The organism is Chryseobacterium suipulveris (assembly GCF_022811685.1).
In the GTDB taxonomy this organism is placed as follows: Bacteria; Bacteroidota; Bacteroidia; order Flavobacteriales; family Weeksellaceae; genus Kaistella; species Kaistella suipulveris.
The window spans coordinates 1865724-1882226 of sequence record NZ_CP094532.1; the positions used below are offsets into that span (position 1 = coordinate 1865724).

The window sequence follows — 16503 nt, forward strand, 5'->3', positions numbered from 1 at the left end:
TTAAGAAGAATAAAAGAGAAAAAACATAAACATACTTCTTTACAAAAATCTTCTTGCCATTATTTAAACTGCGTAAAATAAACCAGCAACACAATCCCCACCACAATTCTGTACCAACCCCAAGGTTTGAAGCCGTATTTGGTCAAAACCCCGATGAAGAACTTGATAGCGATGACCGCCACGACAAACGCCACCACATTTCCAACAACGAAAAGCATGAGGTTGTCTCCCTGCATCAGCATTTCGTAACCTTTCTGCTCCACTCCGTTATGGTTCCAGGTTTTAACAAAAACTGAATACACGCAAACCGCGAGCATCGTGGGAACGGCAAGAAAAAACGAAAATTCCGCCGCAGCTTTCCTGGTGAGTTTCTGCTGCATTCCGCCGATGATTGATGCCGCACTTCGGCTCGTTCCGGGCATCATCGCAAGACATTGATAGAAGCCAATGATCAATGCTTTTTTAAAGGAAATTTCCTTCTCGTCGTCAATTGTATGTACGGTGAAAATCTTATCGATAAAAAGCAGAAAAACTCCACCGATAATCAGCACAATCGCAATTGGGACCGGGTCTCCGAGCACTGCCTCGATTTTGTCGTCAAGCAGATATCCCAATATCAAAGCCGGAATAATCGCCACCGCGAGTTTGAAGTAAAAATTCAGATTTTTGAAATCGAGGAACTTTTTCCAGTACAGAAAAACAACCGCGAGAATCGCACCAAACTGGATCGAGACCTGAAACATCTTCACAAACTCATCTTCCTGAATCCCGAAAATTGAGCTCGTGAAAATCATATGCGCTGTTGAAGAAACCGGGAGGTATTCTGTTAAACCCTCGATAATTGCAATGATTATTGCTTTGATTAAATCCATCCGTTAATTATAAGTGATAAGTGATGAGTGATGAGTGATGAGTGATTTCTGTCACGGAAATTATTTGTTTCTTTTCAAGATTGCGTAAACTTCAACGACAAATCCGGCGATGACCAAAAGTGGCGCGATACGGATTCTTCGGACGGAGAATATTCCCTCGTTCCAAAGGTTAGGATCGTATTTTCCGTCCACTGTATTCGCGTCAGCTCCCATCATCAGGAGAAAGCCCACCACGATTAATGCCAAACCAATCAGCATCAGTTTGTAGTTTTCTTTTCCGAAATAGAAATTGTTTTCTGCAGGAGTTTCTGCTTCTTTTTTACCGATCGAGTCGGCTGAGAAATTCTTATTTTTTTTGGCCATTTTATCCTCTCCCTAAATCTCTCTCCAAAGGAGAGGAACTTCAGAGCGTTTAGTTTTAATAGAAAATTTATGAATAATAAAGGTCATCAACATTTGAGCGCAAGAACCTCCACGTTGCGAAAATTGTACTGAGAACAGTGATCAATACTCCAAGCAAAAAGATCCCGACAACGAGGAAGATCAGCTGGTTATTGTCCTGTGCGAACGGAGTTCCGATCTCGGTAATGAAATAATACCAAGCTCCGAAAAGTACCGCCAAACCAAGAATCGCCCCGATTACTCCGAGAATTACCGCTTCTTTCACAAAGGGTTTCAGAATAAAACGGCGTTTTGCACCAACAAGCTGCATCGTCTTGATAATGAATCTCTTAGCGAAAATTTTCAAACGAATCGAGTTGTTGATCAGCACCACCGCCAAAATCAGGAATAAGATGGAGAATCCCAAAATCCATTTCAGGATATTGTTCAGGTTATTGTACACTTCCACCATCAACGTGGAGTTATTTTTTACGTCAACAATTCCGGGAGTTGCCTTGATCTGTTTAATGGCTTCGTCGATTTTTGCGGGATCCACGTATTCAGGTTTCAGCGCGACTTCTACGGATGATGGGAAAATATTTTCCTCAAAAAGTGCGCTGGATTCGATCCCCATGCTTTTCTTAGCTTCGGCTGCAGCCATTTCGCGAGTGATGTAGGTTGCACGTTTCACGGGCGTGAGTTTCTGGATTTTCTGGAAAGTTTCCTGCTCCATTTTCACAATCTTCGCCGAATCTTTGGCATCATAATTCTCATCAAAATAAGCATTCACTACGAGCTGTTCCTTTATGTAATCCGAATATTTTTGCGCATTAATCAGGATTAAGCCCATTAATCCCAACAAAAATAAAACGAGTGCGATACTGATTACTACGGTGATATTACTTGAGCGAAGGCGTCTTCTGTTAAAATCCTCTACTGTCTTTGCCATTAAATAAAAAATTTCTGCTAAAATAGAAAAAAACTTCCGTAATTTGCCGTGAAATAAAGAATTTCGGTGTTAAAAAAAACTTAAAGAGGAGGAGTTGGAAGATGGAAGCCCGAAGTCGGAAGAAAACTTCAAATCTCAAACCTCAAACTTCAAATCCCAGAAAATTGATGAGCGTAAAAGCTAAAAAACATCTCGGCCAACACTTCCTGACCGACGAAAATATTGCCAGAAAAATTGTCGAGGGACTGAGTTTTGACGGCTACCAAAAAGTGCTCGAAGTGGGACCAGGAATGGGAGTGCTCACCAAATATCTCCTTGAAAAAGATGCCGAAGTTTTCGTTGCCGAAATCGATGTTGAATCGGTGGAATACTTAAAAAACCATTACCCGAAGCTTCAGGAACAGCATTTTACGGGTGACTTCCTGAAAATCAATATCGACGAAGTTTTTGATGGACAAGTCGCTGTCATCGGGAATTTTCCCTACAACATTTCTTCGCAGATTTTATTTAAAATCATCGACCATTACGAACAAATTCCTGAAATGGTGGGAATGTTCCAAAAGGAAGTCGCAGAAAGAACCGCCGCAGTTCCGCGTACCAAAGATTACGGAATTCTCTCGGTTTTGGTTCAGGCGCTTTACGATGTGAAATACTTTTTCACCGTTCACGAAAACGTTTTTAATCCGCCACCAAAAGTAAAATCTGGCGTGATCAAATTAACCAGAAATCCGAAGGAAGGTTTGGAAGGAAACGAGGTTTTGTTCAAGCAGATTGTGAAAGCAGGTTTCAACCAAAGACGAAAAAAATTGTCGAATGCGCTGAAAGTCCTGAACATTCCTGAAAACTTAAAGTCTCATCCGTTTCTCAACAAACGTGCGGAAGAGCTTTCCGTTGAAGATTTCATCAAGTTTACTGGGGAGTGGAAAAAGGGTTAATCGGTTTTTGAAACTTCATCGCCTTCCTCCTCATTCCGTAAATCCTCAAGTTGTTTCTGAAGATTTTGGATCATTTCCTTCAACTCCTTGATATTGTTTTTGTTGGAAGAAACGTTGCTTTTCAGCATTACATTTCTTGCTCGCTCACTGTGGTCGTCGTCGTCCTCTTCCTCGGCAATGTCTTCAATGTCTTCCTGAATCTCGTCAATATCCTCTGAAATTTCGTCGATATCTTCGCTGATTTCTTCGATGTCTTCCTGGATGTCTTCAATGTCTTCCTGAATTTCGGTTACATCTTCCTTCAAATCTTCGATATGTTCATGGCTTCTGTTGACGGACATCTGAATAAAAATCGCAAGATAAATTGCTTCCAGAGACAGTATTGTAGTGAGAACCAGCAACATCGTGTCCAAATTTACCCAACCTAAAATCGGCAGCAAGAACGCGACAAGAAAAACCAATGTATGAATGATGAGCGAGGGAATGGAGCCAATCCACCACATGATTCCGTCGGTTACCTTTTGTAGAAACTTCATGTTTTTTTCGCGGCGTTCGGCTCTGTTCATCTTGAAAAATTTTGCCCAAATTTACTCAAAAAATACCACCAAACGGATTAAGAAATTCTTAAAAAAAGGAATCGAAACTATCATTCCGAAAAAATCACTTTAATTATCTGAACGGAAATTGGTTCAAAAATCCTTTGAAACTCCAATCCCAAAAAGGGCGAAATCGTATTTAGCTGGATCTTCTGCGTCAAATTTCCGTAGCACAGAATCCATTTCCAGAACGGTTTTCCAGTCGTTTTGTTTCCGCTCGATAAGGTTTAGTTTTCTGGAAATATTTCCCGTATGCACATCCAATGGAACCGACAAAAATTGCTGGTCAATATTTCTCCAAACCCCGAAATCCACTCCCCTTTTGTCTTTGCGTACCATCCAGCGCAGGAACATCATCAACCTTTTCGCGGAAGAATTCTTGTAAGTGGAACTCACGTGTTTATGGCTTCTGTGTTTTTTTGCACCCAAAAAACTGTTTCGGAACCTTTCGAGCGCATGGAAGAAATTTTCTTCGTCTTCCTTCATTAAAAAAAGTTGCTCCAAACTCTCGTTTTTGGAATATACTTTCTTTAGATTCAGAATAAACTCACGGAAATCCTCCCCGTTAAAAGTTCTGTGGATGCTCTTATTTTCAAGGGTTCTTAACTCTTTAGCCGCAACATTCTGCACAAAATCATAGGGTGAGTTCTCCATCAACTCCATCATTTTGGCAGCATCATTAATAATGGATTTTCGGTTTCCCCAGGAAATCGTGGCGGTAAGAAAACCCGCAATTTCGATATCCTGCATTAACGAAAACCGGTGCGGAATCTGGATAGGATCATTTTCGATAAATTCGGGACGGTTGTAGAAATCGGCTTTCTCGTCGAGAAATTCCTTCAGATCGGCAATCATTTACACCCCGATTTTTATTGATTCCAACGCTTTGGGCAAAAATGTATTGGGAAAAACTTCCCTGGCTTCATCAGTAAACACCGACAAATCTCCGTATCGGTTAGAAAAATGACCAACAATCAGTTTCCCGACATTGGCCTTTCTGGCAATTCTTGCAGCTTCGAGAGCGGTGGTGTGCCCCGTATAATCTGCCATTTCCTTCAAGTCATGCAGGAACGTCGCTTCGTGGTACAGCAAATCTACTCCGTCAATCATCGGAATTATTTTTTCAGAATATCGCGTATCACTGCAGAATGCGTAGGAAACTGATTTTGACGGATCTGTCGTTAAAATTTCATTTTTCAGAACATAACCATCCTTTAAAACAAAGTCTTTCCCGAGTTTCAGGTTGTGGTAATCGCAGGTTTCAATTTCCGGGTATTTGGAGATTTCTGCCATATTCAGATGCCGCTCTTTTGGCTTTTCACGAAAAAGGTAACCGTTGCAGTAAATTCGGTGGTTCAGCGGAATCGTATAAACTTCCACTTTATTATCCTCATAAATTTTTTCTGACCCTTTGCTTTCAAGTTCGTGGTACACTACATCAAAACCCCGTTGCGTTTCAGTAATCCTAAAAATTGTCTCCAACATTTCCTGAATTCCTTTCGGGCCATAAATATGGAGCGGTGTTTCCCGTCCCAATAACCTAAAACTCGCAATCAATCCAGGCAAACCGAAACAGTGGTCGCCATGAAGGTGCGAAATAAAAATATTGTTAATTTTTGAAAACCTTGCTTTTGCCTTTCTCAACTGAACCTGTGTCCCTTCACCGCAATCGATCAGAAAGCAGCGCTCCCCCATCTCCAAAAACTGCGCAGTCGGAGAAGAATTCACCGTGGGAATTGCAGAATTAAAGCCGAGAATTGTAAGATAGGAACTCAATTAAGGTTAAGGTTGAGGTTAATAGAAAACTTACTTCTTTTGCTCCTGCAATTTATTAAGTCGGAAATACGAAACCAAAGCCAAAGTAAACATCGTTGCCAAACCGATATAAACCCATGCCGGAACAGGAATCGGATCACCTGCCGCGTAAGAATGGAGACCGCTCAAGTAGTAGTTTACCCCGAAATACGTCATCACCATCGAACAAAACGCAAACATCGTTGCAACGTGAAATGCCCATCTTCCTCGTAAACCAGGAACCAATCTCATATGGAGTACAAAAGCATAAATGATGATTGAAATAAATGCCCATGTTTCCTTTGGATCCCAACTCCAGTATCTTCCCCAGGATTCATTTGCCCAAATTCCACCGAGGAAGTTTCCTACAGTGAGTGCAAAAAGTCCTATGGTTAAAGACATTTCTGAAACAATGGTCAACTCTTTTAAGGTGATGTCGTTATGAACTTTGTATAATTGCTTGTTTGAAATAATGTAGAACACCAACGTAATCACCGCAATAATCATCGAAAGAGCGAAGAATCCGTAACTCGACGTAATAATCGCCACGTGGATAATCAGCCAGTACGATTTCAGAACCGGGACAAGTGGCGTAATTTGCGGATCGAGTGCGGAACCGCCGTGTGCAAATCCCATCATGATCACTGCAACCATGAATCCTGCAGCAGGAATCAGCGCGTTGGAAACATTTTTCCCAGTGAAGATGCTCATCGAAGAATTCTCGGTGAGTTTTGGTCGTCCGATTCCAAAATAGAACATCAATCCCGCAGAAATTCCCACCCACGAAATGAAGATAATCGCTTCGTAACCGTTACTCCACGGAGCGTGTCCTGAAAGATACCATCTCGCGATAAGTCCGAAGAAATGCGCGATATATCCAACCAAACCGATTGCAATGATGACTTTAATTATTCGATTCAGTAATCTACTTGGTTTGAAAAGTTCCACGAAACCTAACAACAGCAGTAATCCACCGATCAAGGTATAGAAAATCAGAAGCTTGAAGTTTAGGTTGAGTTTGTTCAAAAAAACTTCCAGATCAACTTTCGTTTTTGAAGGCACCACGTTTTTCCCCCAAGTTTGCTGGTATTCTTCGAGTTTTACCAGCTCCTGGTCTGCTTTTGCCCAGTTCCCTGTTTTCTGGGCATCGAGAACGTTTGAGAAATAAGGACCCATCACTTTCTGCGATTCCTCATCCGGCTCAAAATTTTGGTCAAGCCAGGAATGCCAAGTGGAATTTGGGTCGTTTTTCACGGGAACAATCCGCATAAACTGTCCGCTGAAAAATTCGTTAAATACCTGAACACGGTCATTTACAGCAATTACCTCTTTATCGTAATTTGACTGACCGGCAGGTTTTTTTCTGAATGCAGTTTGGTAATCTTCCTCCAAAACGTAATGAAGTTGGCCATCTTTATCTGCCGGGAAAAGCGACATCAGAGTCGTGTAACCTTCCTCATTGGCCTTGGTTTTTTTCTTAAGTTCATCGCCACCTTTTGTACCGACTTTAATGATCGGAACCATCGTCCAGCTCGGTGTATCGGTATTGATGGAAAGGAACCACTGGTTTGCGGTAAGCGATTTTCCGTCGCTTCCTTTAAATTCGTCGCGTTTATAGAGCTTCCTCAAAACATCCAGCGCCTGAGTATTCATCGGAACAATTCTTCCTTCATAATTCTGAACGAGTAGATAAGCAAATTTATCGGCGTGTTCTTTTGAAATCTTATTTCTTGCAATAATCTCGTCTGCGGAAATCGGTTTTGGCGAGCGGAGCGCAATAGTATTTTGCTCTTTCGCAGGTTTTGTTTCAAGCAACAATGCTGCATCTGCATTGCTGTGATCGTGACCATCGTGTTCAGAATGGGTTTCCTTTTGAGCACCGTCCGTTCCATGGGTATCGATGTATTGTGCATTGAAACTCATCGATAAGAACAAAAGCAAAACTGCAGTAATCCTTTTTCTGTTAATGGCTTTCAGCTGCTTGTTCAGTTTCCAGAAGTGGGTGCCTTTCCAGAAGAAACTCACGAACATTCCGCCAAACAGGAAGAAATATCCGATATAGGTAATCAAAGTTCCCCAGTAATCGTGGTTTACAGAAAGTACAGTTCCTTTTCGGTCACCATCAAAACTCGCCTGGAAAAAGCGGTATCCACCGTGATTCAGAACGTGGTTCATATAAATTTTGTAGGGAGTCTGTTTTCCCTGATCGATAATCTGAACGTGGCTTTCATACGCACTTGGAGACGAACTTCCGGGATAAGTTTCCATCACGAATTTGTCAAGTTTCAGCGAGAATGGCGTGGTGTAAACTTTCGGTCCAAAACCGAGGATAATGTTCATCCCATCCAAAGCAATCTGCTTGAAAAGATTGGGATTTCCTCTCTCCACGGTTAAATCCACCAACTGTTTTGTTTTCGGCCCCTGAACTTCGACAGTAAGCATGTCTGCAACGTCTTTGTCTTTCTTCTTGTCGCCTTCATACGCCATCAGTTTTCCTTTTTTCACTCCTTCCGGAACTACCAAACGTAAATCGTTGATAGTGTAAAGACTGCGCAAAGCCAATGGTTGGTAAACTTCTTTCTGCACATGCGTCGTGTCCTGAGTTGCCATCGTCATGTATCTCGCTTCAACAGGAGTTTTTATCATCAGATTCCCGTTATCATTCTTGAATTCAATCGCTCCCTCAATTTCTCGGTTGTAGGTGACTAAAGTTCCGTTGATAGATTTCGACTCTCCGGGTTTGATGTAGATATTTTCCCTTCCCTTTTGTCCTGCAGAAACAATGTGCAGAAATTCCTGACCAGAATTATCTACGATCAGGCTATCTTTTTTTCTTTGGATATAGTGGACCTGTTTCACATTAATCTGCTTTCCGTGATAGTCATAACCCGCTTTGAACGAGTGTGGCAACAGTTTAGGAAGGATTGCGTTTTCCTTCGCGTGATCAGGAATCATCATATAAGGAACATCTTCATAATTAAGGACATCTCCTTTTTCCTCGATCTGTATTTTAAAGAAATTTTTGTCGGTAATCACTTCATTGGAAGTAGCTCCCTCTCTGATGTGCATAATTCCCTCATAACTGATGTATCTCGTAATCGCACCACCAAGAAAAATCAAAATAAATGATAGGTGGAATACCAAAACCGACCATTTTTCTCTTCGCCAAAGTCGGTATCTTGAAATATTTCCGATGAAGTTCAGGATCAGGATAAACATTACCACTTCAAACCATTTCGCTTCATAGATCAGCGCTTTTGCAGCAGGAGTTCCGTAATCGTTTTCAAGGAAAGTTGCATACGCCATAGAAAATGCAAAAATCAGCAACATCACCGCCATTGTACGGGTAGAAATGATAATATTCTGGAGTTTTTTCATGAGAGGATTTTATTTCGGACAAAGCTGTCTGAATTATTTTTATGATGATGGGCAAAAATACAATCTAAATCTTAAAAACACGAATTTGGGAGCTGTTTTTTGTCAGTTTGAGCGATGGCGAGCATCGGGAGGAGTTATTAATTCCCCTCCTCCGGAGGGGTGTCATTAACTTGTTAATGACGGGGTGGTTAAAAATCTTCAATCGCAAAATTTTCTACAATAAAGTTTTCAAGTTCAAGCATCACGCGTTCAATAGTATTCTTGACGTCGAAATCAGTCGTCCTGAAAACCTTTAAACCAAAATCTTCCAAATATTTTTGCCGTTTCGCATCTTATTCTTCCTTGTCATCGTGACTGGTTCCATCAATTTCAACAATTAAACCCAAAGTTTTTACATAGAAATCTACAATGTAATTTCCTATGATTCTTTGTCTGTCAAAATCAATATTGTGGAAAATTTTTCCCCGAACTTGTTGCCAGAAAAGTACTTCGCTTAGAATTCTGGCTTTCCTCTGTCTTTTGCTCAGTGGTACTAAAAAGGGATGATAAGGAAGATTTTCAACGAAATTTCGGCGGATGGGGATGTTTCGTATGTGGGTTAGAATTTCCATTGGTATAAATAAGTTTTGTTTGTAAACCACCCCGTCTTCTCCTGCGTCGAAGACACCCCTCCAAAGGAGGGGAATAAACGCTTCTTCAGAACAGGTTGGGAGTAAACTCCTCCAAAATAGGAGCCGAAGAACCACCCCGTCTTCAACTCTGTTGAAGACACCCCTCCAATGAAGATAGTGATAATTAATGATTAGTATTTCCCAGCATCGGCACAAATTTGTACGCGCCAAATTCCTCCTTTTCAAATTCAGTTTCGGAAATTTTGGTGAATCGGTAAAGGATCTGCTCATCGGTTTTTCCCAAAGGAATCACCATCTTCCCGCCTACTTTTAATTGTCGGAGAAGCTCCGTCGGAAGAATTTCTGCGCCACAAGTAACGAGAACTTTATCGAATGGCGCAAAAGTAGGCAGTCCCGCAAAACCGTCGCCGAAACTTTGGAATTTCGGACGGAGGTGCATTTCGCGCAATTTCTTTTCGGCAAAATTGTGGAGTTCCTTCTGTCTTTCAATGGTATAAACTAAGGCGTTCATCGCGACCAAAACTGCTGTTTGATAACCGCTTCCCGTTCCGATTTCCAGCACTTTTTCTTTTTCTTTCAGCTGTAGAAGTTCGGTTTGTTCGGCAACGGTTGAAGGATGTGAAATGGTTTGCTTCGCAAGGATCGGAAAGGCGCGGTCTTCGTATGCGTAATCTTCAAAAATACTTTCCAGGAAGAGGTGTCGCGGAACCTCATTCATCGCTTTCAGGACATTTTCGTCAGAGATCCCGATTTTTTCACGGAAGTAATCCACCAAAATTTTTCTTTTCCCTTTATGTAAAAAAGTATCATTCATCGAAAATTTGAAGTTTGAAGTTTGAAGTTTCACAAAACTAAAAGTTTTAAAATTTAAAAGCAAACTGATCGGAGCGATCTTGAAACTTGAAACTCGAAACAAAATTTTTATCTTTGAAAAAACATTTTTTATGCTTAAAGCAGGTTTAGTTGGTGCAGGACATTTGGGAAAAATCCATTTGAGGTTGCTGAATCAGTCCGAAAAATATGATTTGGTGGGTTTCCACGATGCGGACGCGGAAAACGGCAGAAAACTCGAAGCAGAATTCGGGTACAAATATTTCGAGAACTTTGATGAGTTGCTTTCGCAAATTGACGTCTTGGATATTGTGACTCCAACCGTTTACCATTACGATTATGCGATGAAGGCGATCGAAAACCGCAAACATTTCTTCATCGAAAAACCAGTGACCCAAACTTTGAAACAGGCAGAAGAAATCCTCTACAAATGTCGTGAATACGGAATCAAAGCACAGGTTGGACACGTAGAAAGATACAATCCCGCATTTATCGGCTCCAAAGATTACATCAAAAATCCAATGTTTATCGAGATCCACCGTTTGGCGGAGTTTAATCCGCGCGGAACAGATGTTTCCGTGGTTTTGGATCTGATGATTCACGATCTGGACATTTTGCTTTCCATCGTAAAATCAAAAGTGAAAAATATTCACGCATCAGGAGTTTGCGTGGTCTCGAAATCGCCCGACATTGCGAATGCGAGAATCGAGTTTGAAAACGGATGTGTGGCGAATCTCACCACTTCCCGAATCTCGATGAAGGCGATGCGCAAATCGCGGTTCTTTCAGCAGGATGCGTATATTTCGGTAGATTTCCTGGAGAAAAAAGCGGAAGTGATCCGCATGAAACCAGCCCCAGAAAACCCGTCAGATTTCGATATGATTATCGAAAATGCGGAGGGAGAGAAAAACCAAATTCTTTTCGAATACCCCGACATTCAGCCGAACAACGCCATTTTGGACGAGCTCGAAAGTTTGGCAGATGCAATCACTGAAAATAAGAATGTGGAAGTTTCGTTGGAAGATGGAACCGAAGCTTTGAAAGTGGCGCTGGAAATTATGAAGCTGATTTCTGCGTAAGCTAATCCTTTAACTATTTATGAAGAAATGGGTCTAAAAGCTGGGCATTATATTCTTGTGCAGTAGGAAGGAATTTTTAGTTTTAGATTTTGGTCGACTCAAAATTCATTGTTTTGCCTTGCTAAACGAAGTGCCTTAGTTTGTCTTAAAAATATGAGTTTTGTAATTAATTTTTCTTTGCAACGCATTGCGTGAAATATTCTCGCAAAGCCAAACAAAGTATTTTTAAATATCATGCAATCTTTTAAGCTAGACCAAGGCGCTTACCCTTATTTTATGATAAACAAAGATCTAACATATTACTATAAAAATGTCGAAATATTTTTCATTGCTTCTTTCCCTTTCAACCATTTTTCTTTTCGCCCAAAAGAAATGGAACGTCAGTTTCTATAATGAAAAGTCGGGAAACGAGATTTCAATTTTTGCCGACAATAACGAGGAAATGCCGATGTCGTCGAAATTTACCTTCAAACTCGACAATCTGAATTCCACCGTCGGAAATGAGGTGACCGTCGTAATCCCCGAAAAAGCCAAAAAATTCCTGATTGCGAAACTCTCGCCAAAAAACCCCAACCGATCGAACCAGTTCTCTTACACGAATATGACGAACTTCGGCGACGTAACACTGAACGATTTCGATAAAGATTATGTGTATTCTTTACCTTTTGAAAGAGGAAAAACGCAGTTGGTTTATCAAGGTTACAATGGAAAATTTTCACACCAAAATATCAGTGCGCTCGACTTTAACTTGAAAATCGGCGAGAAAATTTTCGCCGCGCGTGAAGGAAAAGTGGTTGAAGTTGTGGATACTTTCAATTCAAACTGCGCCAATATTTCCTGCGCCAAATACAACAACAAAATCGTCATCATGCATTCCGACGGGAGTTTCGCTGATTATGCCCATTTAAAACTTAAAGGTGCAGAAGTAAAAGTCGGCGACGTGATCGAAAAAAACCAGTTCATCGGTTACAGCGGAAACACGGGATTTTCAAACGGGCCGCATCTTCATTTCTCGGTTTTCCTCAACAGAATCGACGGAAAAAGAGACTATATCCCGACGAAATTTAAAACTTCCACGAGTGAAGGCGAACTTTTGCAGGAAGGTAAAACGTACACCAAAAACTATTAACATGAAAAAACTTGCGGCGTTGCTGGTCTTGCTCTCCATTTTTGGATTTGGGCAGAAGCAATCTTTAAAGAAAGAAATCTCAAATTTGACAAAAGGCAAAAATGCCACCGTTGCAGTTGCCGTGAAAGGAATCGATTTCCCGTTTGAATTCAATAATGAAAATGCGGAAAAAAAACTTCCGATGTTGAGTGTGTACAAATTCCATATCGCTGCAACCGTGCTGAAATTTGTAGATGACGGAAAGTTTACTTTAGACCAAAAAATACTCGTCAAAAAATCTGACCTGCTCGAAAAAACGTGGAGTCCGATGAGGGAAAAATTTCCGGAGGGAAATGTAGAATTAACGCTTACTGATGTCATTAAATATACCGTCGCACAAAGCGACAACAACGGTTGCGACATTCTTCTTCGGCTTCTCGGCGGAGAAAAAAAAGTGCAGGATTTTATGGATTCGAAGAATGTGAAAAATTTCCAGATTCTTTATAATGAAGAGATGATGCATAAAGGCGCAGAATACGTTTATCCAAATCACTCGACCGCAAAATCGATGACCAACCTCCTGAAAGACTTCTACTTAGGAAAAATCCTATCTAAAAAATCGACCGATTTCTTGATGGAAACGATGAGTGGGACTATGACGGGAACGAACAAGATTAAGGAACAACTACCGAAAAATTCAGTTGCACACAAAACGGGTTCATCTGGAACCGATGACCAAGGATTCACGATTGCGGAGAACGATGCAGGAATTGTGACTCTGCCGAATGGAAAACATTACGCCATCACCGTTTTCGTGAGCGATTCCCGTGAAAAACCCGAAACCAATACCAAACTGATTTCCAACATTTCCAAAGCGGTTTACGATTTCCTTAAAAAGTAGTACTTTTAGGGCTTAAACTTTAAACTTCAAACAAGATTTATGAAGAACATCGTCGTAATCGGAGCTGGAACTATGGGAAACGGAATTGCCCACACTTTTGCACAAACTGGTTTTAAGGTAAATTTGGTCGATATTTCGCAGGAAGCACTCGACAGAGGACTGAAAACCATCACCACCAACCTCGACAGAATCATCACAAAAGGCAACCTTACCGAAGAACAGAAAGCGGAAACGCTTGGCAACATCACGACTTTCACAGAGCTGAAAGATGCTGCAGGAAACGCCGATCTGATCGTGGAAGCCGCGACCGAAAACCTCGATTTGAAGTTGAAGATTTTCAAGCAGATGGACGAGTTTGCTCCCGAAAACTGTATTCTCGCGACCAATACTTCCTCCATTTCCATTACCAAAATCGCTTCGGTGACGAAACGTGCGGATAAAGTAATCGGAATGCACTTTATGAACCCCGTTCCGATTATGAAACTGGTGGAAATTATTAAAGGGTACTCCACTTCCAAAGAAACTTTCGACGCGGTTTACGAGATGTCGAAAAATTTAGGGAAAGTTCCCGTAGAAGTCAACGACTACCCTGGTTTTGTGGCGAACAGAATTCTGATGCCGATGATTAATGAAGCCATCGAAACTTTGTACAACGGCGTTGCAGGAGTTGAAGAAATCGACACGGTGATGAAACTCGGAATGGCGCATCCGATGGGACCGCTTCAGTTAGCCGACTTCATCGGACTTGATGTTTGTCTCGCAATCCTGAACGTGATGTACGACGGTTTCAAAAATCCAAAATACGCACCTAATCCACTGTTGGTCAACATGGTAACTGCAGGAAAATTAGGTGTAAAATCGGGTGAAGGTTTCTACGACTACTCCGAATCGAAAAAAGCCGAGAAGGTTTCGAAAATGTTTCTGAAATAATTTCTGAAAATTTTCCAGATTAATGAGAAGATGTCTCTTTGAACGAAGGATTCAGACTGTTCTGATGATTACCACTTTGGTGATGATTATCCTGCGTTTTCTACTGAACGAAAAAGGCCGTACAAATCCTGATTCCATAAGGTTTATGCGGACTTCGGATGCATTTCCTGTGATTGATAACACCGTGACACCTCTTGGTTATCCGTTAAGCTTGAAACTGTTCTCAATCATCGGGATTGGTGAATTTTGGGGAAGCAAATTTTTGGGTATCGTCGCTTTTCTTTTCATCGTTTATTTTGCGTGGAAAAAGAAATTTTATGTAAAGGAAACCATATTGGTGTGCGGACTTTTCAGCTTCGTTTCCATTTTTTCTTACACGATGAGCGAAGTGTTGATCCTGCCTTTCGTTTTCGTTTTTCTATTTGTTGCCCGCCAAATCATCATCGACGAACTTAAAGGCGCAAAAGCATTTTTGCTGCTGAGTTTGATGCTGGTAATTTTATACAACATCCGGTATTCTTCACTATTTTTTATCGGAGCGGTTTTTCTTTATGGGGTCATTAATTTTTGTAAACATTTTGGGAAAACCTTTGTATTTTCGAGTTTAGTTGGATTTGGGTTTGTTGTGCTTTACAAATTGTTGTTCATTGACTATTTTGACGAGAAGTATGTTCAGAATTTCCTAAATATTGGTCTCCATCCTACTTCGAAACTGCTCGTCGAACTTTTTCAGGGATTGGCGACCACTTTCAACCCTTTCATCCACATTGCAAATCCCGGTGGAGGAATCATCAATTATGCGATTTACGGAATCGGTTTTCTGAATATACTGCTAATGATTTTCTTGTTTGTTAAAGGTAAACTTTCAGAATCAGAGAAATTCCTGATTTTTGCAGGGATCATCGGCATCATCTGCTCCTACTTCATCCAGTATTTTTATTCGGTTAACGCGATTGATTATCGACTTTTGGCTCCATTCTCGTTCCCAATCTGGATGGTTTATTTCAAAAAACTTTACGGTATTTTTGGAAAACTCACGTATTCTGTAACGGTTTTGAGTTTGATGACGGGATTTGTTTTCACGTGGCTTTCCAAAGGAAATTATCTGGAAAACCGCCGCACCATTACTAAATTCCTGGTCGAAGAAAATTTGGAGAAAGGGCCGATTAAATTCTATCTGATCGATGAACAGCAGCTGAATGCAGTCCAGATTGCCGAACTTATTTCTACCGTAAATCCCAATGTTTCGATCACTTTTAAACCACAGGACACGATCAAGAAAAATGTGCTTACTCCACATAAAGTTTTGAGAAAAATAAAAATTGACACCAATAAGTTTCAATAAAATTTTTATCTTTGAGAAAGTTTTAAACATAAAAAAAATGAAATTACCAAAGTTTTTATTAGCCGATAATTCCGAAATGCCGGAAGATCTATTTGTAGTTCACACCGAGTACCCGCGTTTCATCCTGAATGTGGAGGAAGAGGAAGTTGAGTGGCTGGATGATCTGGAAGGCGACGACGAGGAAACAATGGCAGATGAAGCCACGAAAGTTGTGGAAGCCGCATTTAAATGGTGCGACGAGGAACTCGCAAAATACGACGAAGAAGAAGACGACGAATAAATAAGAAAGGAACTCCTAAAAGAGTTCCTTTTTCTTTTACTGCTTGTTGAATTTAAGGAGTAAGAGATTGTTTTTGTAGAGTTCCAGAACATTTCCCGAAACCACATATTTGTTGACTTCGTGAAGCATTTGCAGGAAATTGGTTTCCACACTCATATTGTCACATGCTTTTTTGGTCGAAGCAATATTTGACGCAACGAAATTTCCTGCAGTCGCATCGAGGGACAGTTCCCCGAAATAGTTGTTGCAGCCCGCATTTCCGTTTACTTTACCGTTTTCGATGACCAAAGTTGGTGTCGCTCCCTTCACGTCATCGGCTAATCTCCATTGCGTATTGGCAATATTCGCCTGCGCTTTTCCAACTTTTGAACCGGGTAAAGCAGTACAGGAAATCATGGCAACAGCAGCAAAAACGGAAAGGGAAATATTTTTAATCGTGGATTTTTTCATTTCTAAAATTTTACGAAACCAAATTTAAGTAATAATATTTAT

The 16503-nt window shown here is 40.9% G+C and carries 17 protein-coding genes; 7 read left to right on the forward strand and 10 right to left on the reverse strand.

All coding sequences use genetic code 11. The annotated features are described in order from the left end of the window. Positions 1-59: 59 nt before the first annotated feature. The 3 genes from MTP09_RS08790 to MTP09_RS08800 all read right to left on the reverse strand — a co-directional run bounded on the left by MTP09_RS08790 (position 60) and on the right by MTP09_RS08800 (position 2202). On the reverse strand, positions 60-872 hold the full coding sequence (locus MTP09_RS08790) for an undecaprenyl-diphosphate phosphatase (protein ID WP_243547999.1): 813 nt from the start codon (positions 870-872) through the stop codon (positions 60-62). Positions 873-932: 60 nt separating this feature from the next. Further along, the gene (locus tag MTP09_RS08795; protein WP_243548001.1) at positions 933-1235 is read right to left on the reverse strand and encodes a DUF3098 domain-containing protein; all 303 of its coding nucleotides are present in this window, start codon (positions 1233-1235) and stop codon (positions 933-935) included. A 67-nt stretch (positions 1236-1302) separates the two neighbouring features. Beyond that, positions 1303-2202, reverse strand: coding sequence for a cell division protein FtsX (locus MTP09_RS08800; protein WP_243548003.1), 900 nt, complete (start codon positions 2200-2202; stop codon positions 1303-1305). A gap of 167 nt (positions 2203-2369) precedes the next feature. On the opposite strand from MTP09_RS08800, the gene rsmA reads away from it, so the two are divergent. Beyond that, the gene (gene rsmA, locus MTP09_RS08805) at positions 2370-3137 is read left to right on the forward strand and encodes a 16S rRNA (adenine(1518)-N(6)/adenine(1519)-N(6))-dimethyltransferase RsmA (RefSeq protein WP_243548005.1); all 768 of its coding nucleotides are present in this window, start codon (positions 2370-2372) and stop codon (positions 3135-3137) included. Here rsmA and MTP09_RS08810 read toward each other — a convergent pair. The 6 genes from MTP09_RS08810 to MTP09_RS08835 form a co-directional block, all read right to left on the reverse strand. After that, positions 3134-3703 carry a DUF1003 domain-containing protein gene (locus MTP09_RS08810; protein ID WP_243548007.1) on the reverse strand — a complete coding sequence of 190 codons (570 nt, stop codon included), beginning with the start codon at positions 3701-3703 and terminating at the stop codon, positions 3134-3136. The two genes, rsmA and MTP09_RS08810, sit on opposite strands and share 4 nt — an antisense overlap. Positions 3704-3826: 123 nt before the next feature. Further along, complete coding sequence (locus MTP09_RS08815) at positions 3827-4588, reverse strand: TIGR02757 family protein (RefSeq protein WP_243548009.1); 762 nt, start codon at positions 4586-4588, stop codon at positions 3827-3829. Beyond that, positions 4589-5509, reverse strand: a complete 921-nt coding sequence (locus MTP09_RS08820) for a ribonuclease Z (protein ID WP_243548011.1) — start codon at positions 5507-5509, stop codon at positions 4589-4591. It lies immediately after the preceding gene. 30 nt (positions 5510-5539) lie between these two features. Further along, the gene (ccsA, locus tag MTP09_RS08825; protein ID WP_243548015.1) at positions 5540-8905 is read right to left on the reverse strand and encodes a cytochrome c biogenesis protein CcsA; all 3366 of its coding nucleotides are present in this window, start codon (positions 8903-8905) and stop codon (positions 5540-5542) included. A 332-nt stretch (positions 8906-9237) separates the two neighbouring features. After that, positions 9238-9516, reverse strand: coding sequence for an endonuclease domain-containing protein (locus MTP09_RS08830; RefSeq protein WP_243548017.1), 279 nt, complete (start codon positions 9514-9516; stop codon positions 9238-9240). A 184-nt stretch (positions 9517-9700) separates the two neighbouring features. Next, complete coding sequence (locus tag MTP09_RS08835) at positions 9701-10351, reverse strand: protein-L-isoaspartate(D-aspartate) O-methyltransferase (RefSeq protein WP_243548018.1); 651 nt, start codon at positions 10349-10351, stop codon at positions 9701-9703. Positions 10352-10481: 130 nt separating this feature from the next. Here MTP09_RS08835 and MTP09_RS08840 point away from each other — a divergent pair, with 130 nt between their 5' ends. From MTP09_RS08840 to MTP09_RS08865, 6 genes are all read left to right on the forward strand, one after another. Next, positions 10482-11447 carry a Gfo/Idh/MocA family protein gene (locus MTP09_RS08840; protein WP_243548020.1) on the forward strand — a complete coding sequence of 322 codons (966 nt, stop codon included), beginning with the start codon at positions 10482-10484 and terminating at the stop codon, positions 11445-11447. 310 nt (positions 11448-11757) lie between these two features. Then, a complete protein-coding gene (locus MTP09_RS14450) occupies positions 11758-12576 on the forward strand; it encodes a M23 family metallopeptidase (protein WP_317618756.1) in 819 nt (272 codons plus the stop codon). Position 12577: 1 nt separating this feature from the next. Then, the gene (gene bla, locus MTP09_RS08850; protein ID WP_243548022.1) at positions 12578-13456 is read left to right on the forward strand and encodes a class A beta-lactamase, subclass A2; all 879 of its coding nucleotides are present in this window, start codon (positions 12578-12580) and stop codon (positions 13454-13456) included. Positions 13457-13495: 39 nt separating this feature from the next. Continuing rightward, positions 13496-14386, forward strand: a complete 891-nt coding sequence (locus MTP09_RS08855) for a 3-hydroxybutyryl-CoA dehydrogenase (RefSeq protein WP_243548023.1) — start codon at positions 13496-13498, stop codon at positions 14384-14386. Between the two features lie 22 nt (positions 14387-14408). Continuing rightward, positions 14409-15731: a hypothetical protein gene (locus MTP09_RS08860; RefSeq protein WP_243548025.1), complete on the forward strand. Its 1323-nt coding sequence runs from the start codon at positions 14409-14411 to the stop codon at positions 15729-15731. A 37-nt stretch (positions 15732-15768) separates the two neighbouring features. Next, positions 15769-16011: a hypothetical protein gene (locus MTP09_RS08865; RefSeq protein ID WP_243548027.1), complete on the forward strand. Its 243-nt coding sequence runs from the start codon at positions 15769-15771 to the stop codon at positions 16009-16011. A 36-nt stretch (positions 16012-16047) separates the two neighbouring features. Here MTP09_RS08865 and MTP09_RS08870 read toward each other — a convergent pair whose 3' ends face one another. Next, a complete protein-coding gene (locus tag MTP09_RS08870; RefSeq protein ID WP_243548029.1) occupies positions 16048-16461 on the reverse strand; it encodes an META domain-containing protein in 414 nt (137 codons plus the stop codon). Positions 16462-16503 lie beyond the last annotated feature (42 nt).

What these genes read in the sequence shown, in the direction of transcription:
- rsmA (WP_243548005.1), top strand. Translation starts at nt 2,370, where the DNA reads ATGAGCGTAAAAGCTAAAAAACATCTCGGCCAACACTTCCTGACCGAC.
- MTP09_RS08870 (WP_243548029.1), bottom strand. Translation starts at nt 16,461, where the DNA reads ATGAAAAAATCCACGATTAAAAATATTTCCCTTTCCGTTTTTGCTGCT.
- MTP09_RS08840 (WP_243548020.1), top strand. Translation starts at nt 10,482, where the DNA reads ATGCTTAAAGCAGGTTTAGTTGGTGCAGGACATTTGGGAAAAATCCAT.
- MTP09_RS08865 (WP_243548027.1), top strand. Translation starts at nt 15,769, where the DNA reads ATGAAATTACCAAAGTTTTTATTAGCCGATAATTCCGAAATGCCGGAA.
- MTP09_RS08810 (WP_243548007.1), bottom strand. Translation starts at nt 3,703, where the DNA reads ATGAACAGAGCCGAACGCCGCGAAAAAAACATGAAGTTTCTACAAAAG.
- MTP09_RS08855 (WP_243548023.1), top strand. Translation starts at nt 13,496, where the DNA reads ATGAAGAACATCGTCGTAATCGGAGCTGGAACTATGGGAAACGGAATT.
- bla (WP_243548022.1), top strand. Translation starts at nt 12,578, where the DNA reads ATGAAAAAACTTGCGGCGTTGCTGGTCTTGCTCTCCATTTTTGGATTT.
- MTP09_RS14450 (WP_317618756.1), top strand. Translation starts at nt 11,758, where the DNA reads ATGTCGAAATATTTTTCATTGCTTCTTTCCCTTTCAACCATTTTTCTT.
- MTP09_RS08800 (WP_243548003.1), bottom strand. Translation starts at nt 2,202, where the DNA reads ATGGCAAAGACAGTAGAGGATTTTAACAGAAGACGCCTTCGCTCAAGT.
- MTP09_RS08790 (WP_243547999.1), bottom strand. Translation starts at nt 872, where the DNA reads ATGGATTTAATCAAAGCAATAATCATTGCAATTATCGAGGGTTTAACA.
- ccsA (WP_243548015.1), bottom strand. Translation starts at nt 8,905, where the DNA reads ATGAAAAAACTCCAGAATATTATCATTTCTACCCGTACAATGGCGGTG.
- MTP09_RS08835 (WP_243548018.1), bottom strand. Translation starts at nt 10,351, where the DNA reads ATGAATGATACTTTTTTACATAAAGGGAAAAGAAAAATTTTGGTGGAT.
- MTP09_RS08815 (WP_243548009.1), bottom strand. Translation starts at nt 4,588, where the DNA reads ATGATTGCCGATCTGAAGGAATTTCTCGACGAGAAAGCCGATTTCTAC.
- MTP09_RS08830 (WP_243548017.1), bottom strand. Translation starts at nt 9,516, where the DNA reads ATGGAAATTCTAACCCACATACGAAACATCCCCATCCGCCGAAATTTC.
- MTP09_RS08795 (WP_243548001.1), bottom strand. Translation starts at nt 1,235, where the DNA reads ATGGCCAAAAAAAATAAGAATTTCTCAGCCGACTCGATCGGTAAAAAA.
- MTP09_RS08860 (WP_243548025.1), top strand. Translation starts at nt 14,409, where the DNA reads ATGAGAAGATGTCTCTTTGAACGAAGGATTCAGACTGTTCTGATGATT.